Source organism: Chitinivibrionia bacterium (genome assembly GCA_009779925.1).
Classification (GTDB): domain Bacteria; phylum Fibrobacterota; class Chitinivibrionia; order Chitinivibrionales; family Chitinivibrionaceae; genus WRFX01.
Genome location: WRAZ01000064.1, coordinates 1 through 7198, shown reverse-complemented (window position 1 = coordinate 7198; position 7198 = coordinate 1). Strand labels below are relative to the sequence as shown.

8 protein-coding genes are annotated in these 7198 nt (G+C 44.4%); 7 read left to right on the top strand and 1 reads right to left on the bottom strand.

Annotated elements, in window-relative coordinates; genetic code table 11:
* The 7 genes from FWE23_10945 to FWE23_10915 form a co-directional block, all read left to right on the top strand.
* On the top strand, positions 1-283 hold a 283-nt coding region (locus FWE23_10945), incomplete at its 5' end, for a hypothetical protein (protein ID MCL2845942.1).
* 112 nt (positions 284-395) lie between these two features.
* Positions 396-755, top strand: a complete 360-nt coding sequence (locus tag FWE23_10940) for a hypothetical protein (protein MCL2845941.1) — start codon at positions 396-398, stop codon at positions 753-755.
* A 9-nt stretch (positions 756-764) separates the two neighbouring features.
* A complete protein-coding gene (smpB, locus tag FWE23_10935; protein MCL2845940.1) occupies positions 765-1244 on the top strand; it encodes an SsrA-binding protein SmpB in 480 nt (159 codons plus the stop codon).
* 4 nt (positions 1245-1248) lie between these two features.
* Complete coding sequence (locus tag FWE23_10930; GenBank protein ID MCL2845939.1) at positions 1249-2442, top strand: N-acetylmuramoyl-L-alanine amidase; 1194 nt, start codon at positions 1249-1251, stop codon at positions 2440-2442.
* The gene (gene murI, locus FWE23_10925; protein MCL2845938.1) at positions 2439-3239 is read left to right on the top strand and encodes a glutamate racemase; all 801 of its coding nucleotides are present in this window, start codon (positions 2439-2441) and stop codon (positions 3237-3239) included. Before FWE23_10930 ends, murI begins: the two co-directional genes overlap by 4 nt.
* Entirely contained in the window at positions 3236-5779 is a 2544-nt protein-coding gene (locus FWE23_10920) for a TonB-dependent receptor (GenBank protein ID MCL2845937.1), read from the top strand. Before murI ends, FWE23_10920 begins: the two co-directional genes overlap by 4 nt.
* A gap of 16 nt (positions 5780-5795) precedes the next feature.
* Positions 5796-6953: a hypothetical protein gene (locus FWE23_10915; GenBank protein ID MCL2845936.1), complete on the top strand. Its 1158-nt coding sequence runs from the start codon at positions 5796-5798 to the stop codon at positions 6951-6953.
* Positions 6954-7017: 64 nt separating this feature from the next.
* Here the strand turns inward: FWE23_10915 and FWE23_10910 are convergent.
* Positions 7018-7198 (bottom strand): hypothetical protein (locus tag FWE23_10910; GenBank protein MCL2845935.1); only part of this gene is annotated, 181 nt, incomplete at its 5' end.

Here is a 7198-nt window from a genome sequence, read left to right as displayed (position 1 = left end):
TTATTCTGCCGTAGAGGTAAACAACGGAATTGCACAAAACAGAGTCGGCGGATTAGTAGGAAGCAACAACGGCGGAACAATCGAAAACTCCTATGCCTTAGCGGGCGCCGCAAGTAATTTAGTAGGATTAAACAACGGCGCAATTATCGGAAACACCGCCCTGAAATCAGAAAGCGAAATGAGAGAGCAAAACACTTTTGTAAATTGGGATTTTGTAAATATTTGGAATATCACCCCTAATGTAAACAACGATTTTCCGCATTTACGCGGTAGCGGAAATTGAAGAGCGTAAGAAACTGAAACCCAATAAATTCAACATTTTTTGTAGAGCCGCAATGCCTTGCGTCTCTTTTTGTTTGCGCCAAATAGTATTTTTATGACCAAAAGGAGATTTTATGAAACAATTATTTATGATTTTAGGCTTGATGGCGGCGATATGTTTTGTTTTTATCGGTTGTTCTGATGGCGGGTCGGGCGGTGGCGGCGGAAACAATAATGCAATTGTCGGAACTTGGGAGCATACTTGGCAAAGCGGTGAAGAGCGCGGTTTGGAGATATTGATTTTTAATTCAGATAAAACCGGAATTTCCAATTCATATGAGGATGACATTCTTTATAATGCGCTTGAATTTACGTGGAGCATTGAAAACGGAATAGTATCTATGCTTAATGAATACGGGGACTATAGTCATTTTACATACAATGGCGGTAATACTTTTATATGGCAAGACGCAAAATTTACAAGGGTTAATTAAAGGCAATATATGCAAAAAAAGCAAGAAAAAAACACCGGGACATACACAAAAAACATCGCGCAAAACCGAAAGGCGCGGCACGACTACGAAGTCATTGACTCGTGGGAAGCGGGGATTGAGCTTACGGGAACGGAAGTAAAATCGCTTCGGGCGGGGAAAATCAATATTGCCGACAGTTTTGCGGAGGTTAAAAAAGGGCAGGTTTGGCTTCAGAATTTGCACATAAGTCCGTATGACCACGGAAATCGCTTTAACCACGAAGCTACGCGCCAACGTCGGCTTCTTATGCACAAAAAGCAGATTGATTACTTGTTTCGCGAAACGCACAGACAACCGCTTACGCTTATTCCGCTTTCTATTTACTTCAAAAAACAGTGGGTGAAAGTGCAAATCGGACTTTGCAAAGGTCTTAAAAAATACGACAAACGTCAAAAAATCGCCGAAGAAGAAAGCAAAAGACGGCTTGCGGCGCTAAAAAAAATGAGGTAGATTTGTGAAAAAAATAATAGTTTTTTTTCTGATGTTTTTTTCTGCGATTTCCGCCGCTGATTTTGAGCGCTGGGAAATTGTCGGGCTTTCGGGAACCGCCAATCCCATAGAAACGCTTAACGATGCCGCAAATGGAATTTTTGTGCCTGTGTTTGCAGTGTGGCGACACCTTAATTTTAATAGAAGCGAGCGTGGCGACACTTTAATTGTTCGGTCGGGACAAAACGAATTACGTTTGTTGAAAAACAGCGACAAGTATCTGTTTAATGGAAAAGCGGCAAGTCTTAATCATTCTACTATTGTAAAAAACAACACAACTTATAGTGATATAGAGTCATTTGTTATGGTGATGAATAAAGTGAGCGGTTTGTTCTTTATTCCGGATATGACAACACGTCAAATTCGCGTAAGCAGGACATCGCCAACGCCGCCTGCGCAAACCGTTGCAAGCCCTGCCGCAACCACTCCCGCTCCTGTTGCAAGAGGCGCGAGTAATGTTTCGGGAATAGTCGTTATCGACCCCGGACACGGCGGCAGAGATCCGGGGGCGATTGGTCCAAACGGCGTTATGGAAAAAGATGTTGTTTTGGCTATTGCGCAAGAGGTTAAAAAATTTCTTGCAAAACACGAAGGAATACAGGTTTTTATGACCCGCGATGAAGACGTTTTCGTTCCGTTGAGGTCGCGAACGGAGTTTGCAAACAATAAAAACGCCGACCTTTTTATTTCTATTCATACGAATGCTTCCACTAATGCAAATCTCGGCGGCTACAAAATGTATTTTTTGAGCGAGGCGAACAACGAAATGGACGAAATGTCGGCGCGTATGGAAAACTCAGTGTTGGGATTTGAAGGAATAGATATGACCGAATTAAGCGACATAGAAGCGGTTTTGCTTTCTCTGGCAAACAGCGAATTTATAAGAGAAAGCCAGGAATTTTCAATAATGATCGAAAGAAGTTTTGCTCGAAATATACGCGAACTTCGGCGGCTTCACACAGGGGTTGGACAGGCGAATTTCCTTGTTTTGGCGGGTGCGGCTATGCCTGCGGTTTTGGTCGAAACGGGATTTATATCCAATACTCGCGAAGAAAAATTGCTCTCCGATCCAAAATTTCAGCGGCGCGCAGGCGAGGGGCTCGGCGAGGCGATTATCGAGTTTTTGAGAAAATATCCGTCTATGGCGGTTGGCAGATGAGCTCAACGCAACCTATTGCCTTGTTTGATTCGGGGGTAGGCGGACTTACAGTAATGGGCGAACTGTCGAAAATTATGCCCGACGAGCAACTTATCTATTTCGGCGACACATTGCGCTGTCCTTACGGCGACAGAAGCGTGGAAACCATACGAAAATTCAGCATTGAAATAACGAAATTTCTATTAAACTACGACGTTAAAATGATAATTGCGGCTTGCAATACCGTATCTTCCGTTGCGCTCGATTGCGTAAGCGAAATTGCACCTGATATTCCCGTAATCGGCGTTGTGGAATCGGGGTGTCGGGCGGCGGTCGAAAGCTCGCGGGCGAAAAAAATCGGCGTTATCGGCACCCGCGCGACAATCGGCGCTGGAGCTTACGGCAATGGAATTCGGGCGATAAATCCCGACATTGTAGTGTTTGAAAAAGCGTGTCCTTTGCTTGTGCATTTGGTTGAAGAGGGCGAAATTAAAGAAAAAATAATTGATAAGGTTATCGAAGAATATTTATCGGATTTGCTTGATTTGGGAATTGACTCGCTCGTTTTGGCTTGCACTCATTATCCGCTTTTGTATGACGCTTTTTTGCGTTGTGTCGGAAGCGGGGTAGCGCTTATAAACGGCGCGGAATTTACGGCAAAAGCGGCAAAAAAAATACTTGCCGAAAACGATTTGTTGGCGGATAAACGACTAAGGCAAGATATTCTGTTTGCTACAGATATTACTCCTCAGTTCGAGCGATTGTCGAGCGTGTTTTTGCGCGGCGAAAAAAAGAAAATAGAGAAGGTGAAATTATGAATATAAATCTTAAAATAACATTGTTTTTAATATTTGTATTTTTTGCAACTTGCGTTTTTGCACAAGACATAAACGACGACGATTTTGAAATAATTCTCGACGATGAATTTGAAGTAATACTTGAAGATGAGGATGACGATGTAAGGGCAGGTTTGAAACCTGCCCCTACGGTAGATATCGCCGATGTAAATGGCGAAAGTGCAGATACCGCTCAGTCGCAAGAGGGCGGATTTGTCGGCTCAATGCCTGTGCAACTCGAATTTGTTGAGGCGGAATATGACAGCACGCTTTTTGAGCAGGGGATTGAGGGCGATGTTGTTATGCACATTCTCATAAACGAAGAGGGGAGAATTGATACCGTCGAAATAGTCGAATCCCTGCACCCGATTTTGGACGAAGCGGCGGCGACTGCGGCAATGAGTTTTGTTTTTCGTCCTGCAATGCTTTACGACAGCATTCCCGTGGCGGTTATCGTTCAGTATGTTTACAGATTTGCGATAAATACCGAAGTCGAAGAAGAAGAAATTTGGGTGGAAACTTTGCCCGACCCCGATGCTGCGCACGACACGGATTTCGACGATTTTGAAGTCGTCGCCTTTTTTAGGGGATTGCAGACCGAAGTCGCCGTTCACCGCCTTACCATAAACGAAATGCGGCGAATTCCGGGGCTTTCGGGAGACGCGGTCAAGGTTGTTCAGGCGCTTCCGGGGGTGGCTCGTCCGACGGCAACGCTCGGAAATATTGTCGTTCGCGGAACTGCGCATCACGATTCGCGGTTTCTTCTTGACGGCACCGATATTTTGCTTTTGTATCACTTTGGCGGGCTAAAGTCCACCTACAACAGCGAGGCGCTCGAGTCCATTGAGTTTTTTCCCGGCGGCTGGGGAGTAAATTTCGGCGACGCGACGGGCGCAGTCGTTAAACTTCGCTCTCGCAGAGCAAACAATGAAAAATTTACGGGACACGCCGACCTCAATATGCTCGATATGTTCCTTTTGCTGGAAGGACCCGTAAGTCCGCGATGGAGCTTGCTCGGGACTGCGCGACGAAGCCATTTCGGCGAACTGCTTCAGGCGGGAATGCGAATTGCGGGCGCTGACAGCATAATAACGATTGCTCCGTTCTATTGGGATTACGTTGTTCGCGCCGATTTTGCGGCAAACGACAGGCATCATTTCACATTTTCGTCGTTTTCATCCAACGATTCGCTTGCGGTAATTTTGGGCGACGATATGGATGATAGTGCTGTAGGCACGGGAAACGACGAACTGAGAGAAGCGACAAACTCCCTCACTCAGCGAATGTTTTTCAGTATAAACGGGATAAATTGGGATTTCGATATAAACGATAACCTGCATAATTTTTTCACGTTCAAAACCGAGCATATTTATTCTTCTTTCGGCGCGCTTGGTTTTGCGCGTTCCGAGACTTGGGTGCGAGGTTTTCGTTGGCACGATAATCTTGCGTGGCGGCAGAGCGAGCAGGCGACATTTAATTTCGGATTTGACGGATATTTGGGGCTTGTGGATATGGAATTGGACTTAGTTAACCATCGGGGAACCGTGCGTTTAGAGCGAAATGATTGGCTCTTTGCGCGAACGGGCGTTTTTACGAATGTCGAACTGCGCCCAATTGACAATTGGCTCATTATCCCCGGTATTCGCTACGATTATTACGCAGAACTTAATCACGGCGGTTTGCCGTCGTTTCGTTTGTCTTCGCGGTTTTCGCTTAATAACGAGCATCTGATAAAAGGCGCAATCGGCACTTACAATCAGTCGCCGAAGCCGCAGGGAATGGTAATAGACAGCGTTTGGGGAAATCCGAATTTGCCGCCGACCCAAGCCGCTCACTTTGTTTTGGGACACGAATGGCAGATAACCGACCTTATTTCGCTTGACGTGCAAACCTACATAAACAGGCAGTGGAACATTCCGCGCGCGGCAACTGCCCACGACATAAGAGCCGCCGAAAGTATCGACGATATAAATATGTATATTGGCGACGGTATCGGGCGTTCTCGCGGCATAGAAATTATGCTTCGCCACGACAACAACGAGCGATTTTTCGGATGGATTGCCTACACTTTGTCCAAAAGCGAGCGCAGAAATCCGAGCACAGACACTCTTGCGCCAAATCAATGGGTAAATTTTTCTTTTGACCAAACGCATAATTTTCAACTTTTGGCTTCATACAGATTGCCGCGAAATTGGGAAATCGGCGGTCGGCTTCGATACACCACGGGCAACCCCACAACGCCGATTATCGGCACGGAATATCACTTAACGTCGAACAGCGTTGTTCCGATAAGGGGAGTGCCGAATAGCGAGCGAATGGATCCGTTTTTTCAGTTTGATTTTCGCGTGGATAAGCGTTGGCAGTTTCAAAGGACAGCATTGTCGATGTATTTCGACATTCAAAATCTGCTGTTTTTTGTATATGCGAGCCCCGAATTTATTATACACAACGATTTTTACACGGAACGGCACGTTATTTCGATGCCGATTATTCCGAGTTTAGGAGTACGTTTTGATTTTTAGGAATATTTTACTCTTTTTGAGTTTAGCTTTCTCGGCGTTTTTTGTCGCCTGCGGTTTCGATTTTGAACAGCATTACGACAAAATAAACGAAGATATGGTACGCCCGATTTCGTACCAATTTCTTAATCTTGATTGGAATTTATGGGCAGAAACCGCTCCCGGAGATATTGTGTGGTTAGAGGTTTTTTTTACAGGTAAAAGGATTTCTCTTTCCGATATAACTTGGAAAGCTAATTGGAACATTTTTACCGACGAGTTTGGTAGAATAACGCCCAGAGGAAGCGACGTAAATCTTGGAAATATTGCTTGGCATATAGAAGATGTAATGGGTGGACAAATGGTGTATGCTACGTTTAGGCTTCCCGAAGATATACTCCATAATGCCGATGTAATTCCGAACGATTTAACCGAATTACAAAGAATTTTTAACATTAATTTTGATAATATAGAAGGGTTTCCAAGCGATATTTTTACTAAAGCAGGCGGCTTGACTTTCCTTGAAATATTAGCAAATAGTTGGCAGTCGCAATCGCAAATACCGCAACATCAGCGACCAAGGATAGACGGTTTAGCGCAAATATTATCGGCTATGTACGAAATATATTTGGAAATTCCGAACACTCCGCGCATAGTAATACGCCATACCGCAAGGTGGCACGGGAGATTATTTTACTATGATTTCGGCAATGGTTTTTATCGATTTTGGGCTCGTACTAATAAAAATCCGGAAACGCCTTATTTGGAGTTTTTTCAGGGTGGCTGGATGATTGGCGATAGCTATAGCAATCATAACAATCCTATAAGAATTTCCTTAAGCAGGCACGAGCGAACGGGAACAGTAGTAGCTATTGTATTTCCTGACGCCGATAGATTTTACACTTTAGAGCAAGCGTTTTCACCAAATCCGCAATTAAGCGAGGAAAGTTTCAAGTTGCGCGTGTTTTTCAGCAGTTCAATACACGGCAAAATCGAAATAGAAAACGGCGGATTTGTAAATATGGCAACTTTCGAAGGTGGTTATAGATATAGTCATAATATAATTCTTAACCAAAACAATATTAACGTGGGCGATACAGGTTGGATTTGGGTGGTGGTTTTTGACGAGCGACACGGAGTTGCCAACTTTCCGCAAGGCAGAAACGTGGTCGGCATTCCCGTGGAATTTGTTCCGTAAGCACAAAAAAAGTTTGGGACGTATTACATACGCCCCAAACTAAAAAAAGTAAAAATGCAAAAAATCAAATTTTCGTCATTGCGACTGTTATCGGAAATCCGCTGTCGGTAATGTATTTATCTTTGAAAAATGCTTTCGTATTTACACTTTTACCGATTTCAAACTCAGGAATTTCTAAGGTAAATTCGCCTACTTGCGGCTCCAAATTGCGCATAAGGCTACCCGATACGGTGTTAGCGAGTTCC

What these genes read in the sequence shown, in the direction of transcription:
- FWE23_10940 (MCL2845941.1), top strand. Translation starts at nt 396, where the DNA reads ATGAAACAATTATTTATGATTTTAGGCTTGATGGCGGCGATATGTTTT.
- smpB (MCL2845940.1), top strand. Translation starts at nt 765, where the DNA reads ATGCAAAAAAAGCAAGAAAAAAACACCGGGACATACACAAAAAACATC.
- murI (MCL2845938.1), top strand. Translation starts at nt 2,439, where the DNA reads ATGAGCTCAACGCAACCTATTGCCTTGTTTGATTCGGGGGTAGGCGGA.
- FWE23_10920 (MCL2845937.1), top strand. Translation starts at nt 3,236, where the DNA reads ATGAATATAAATCTTAAAATAACATTGTTTTTAATATTTGTATTTTTT.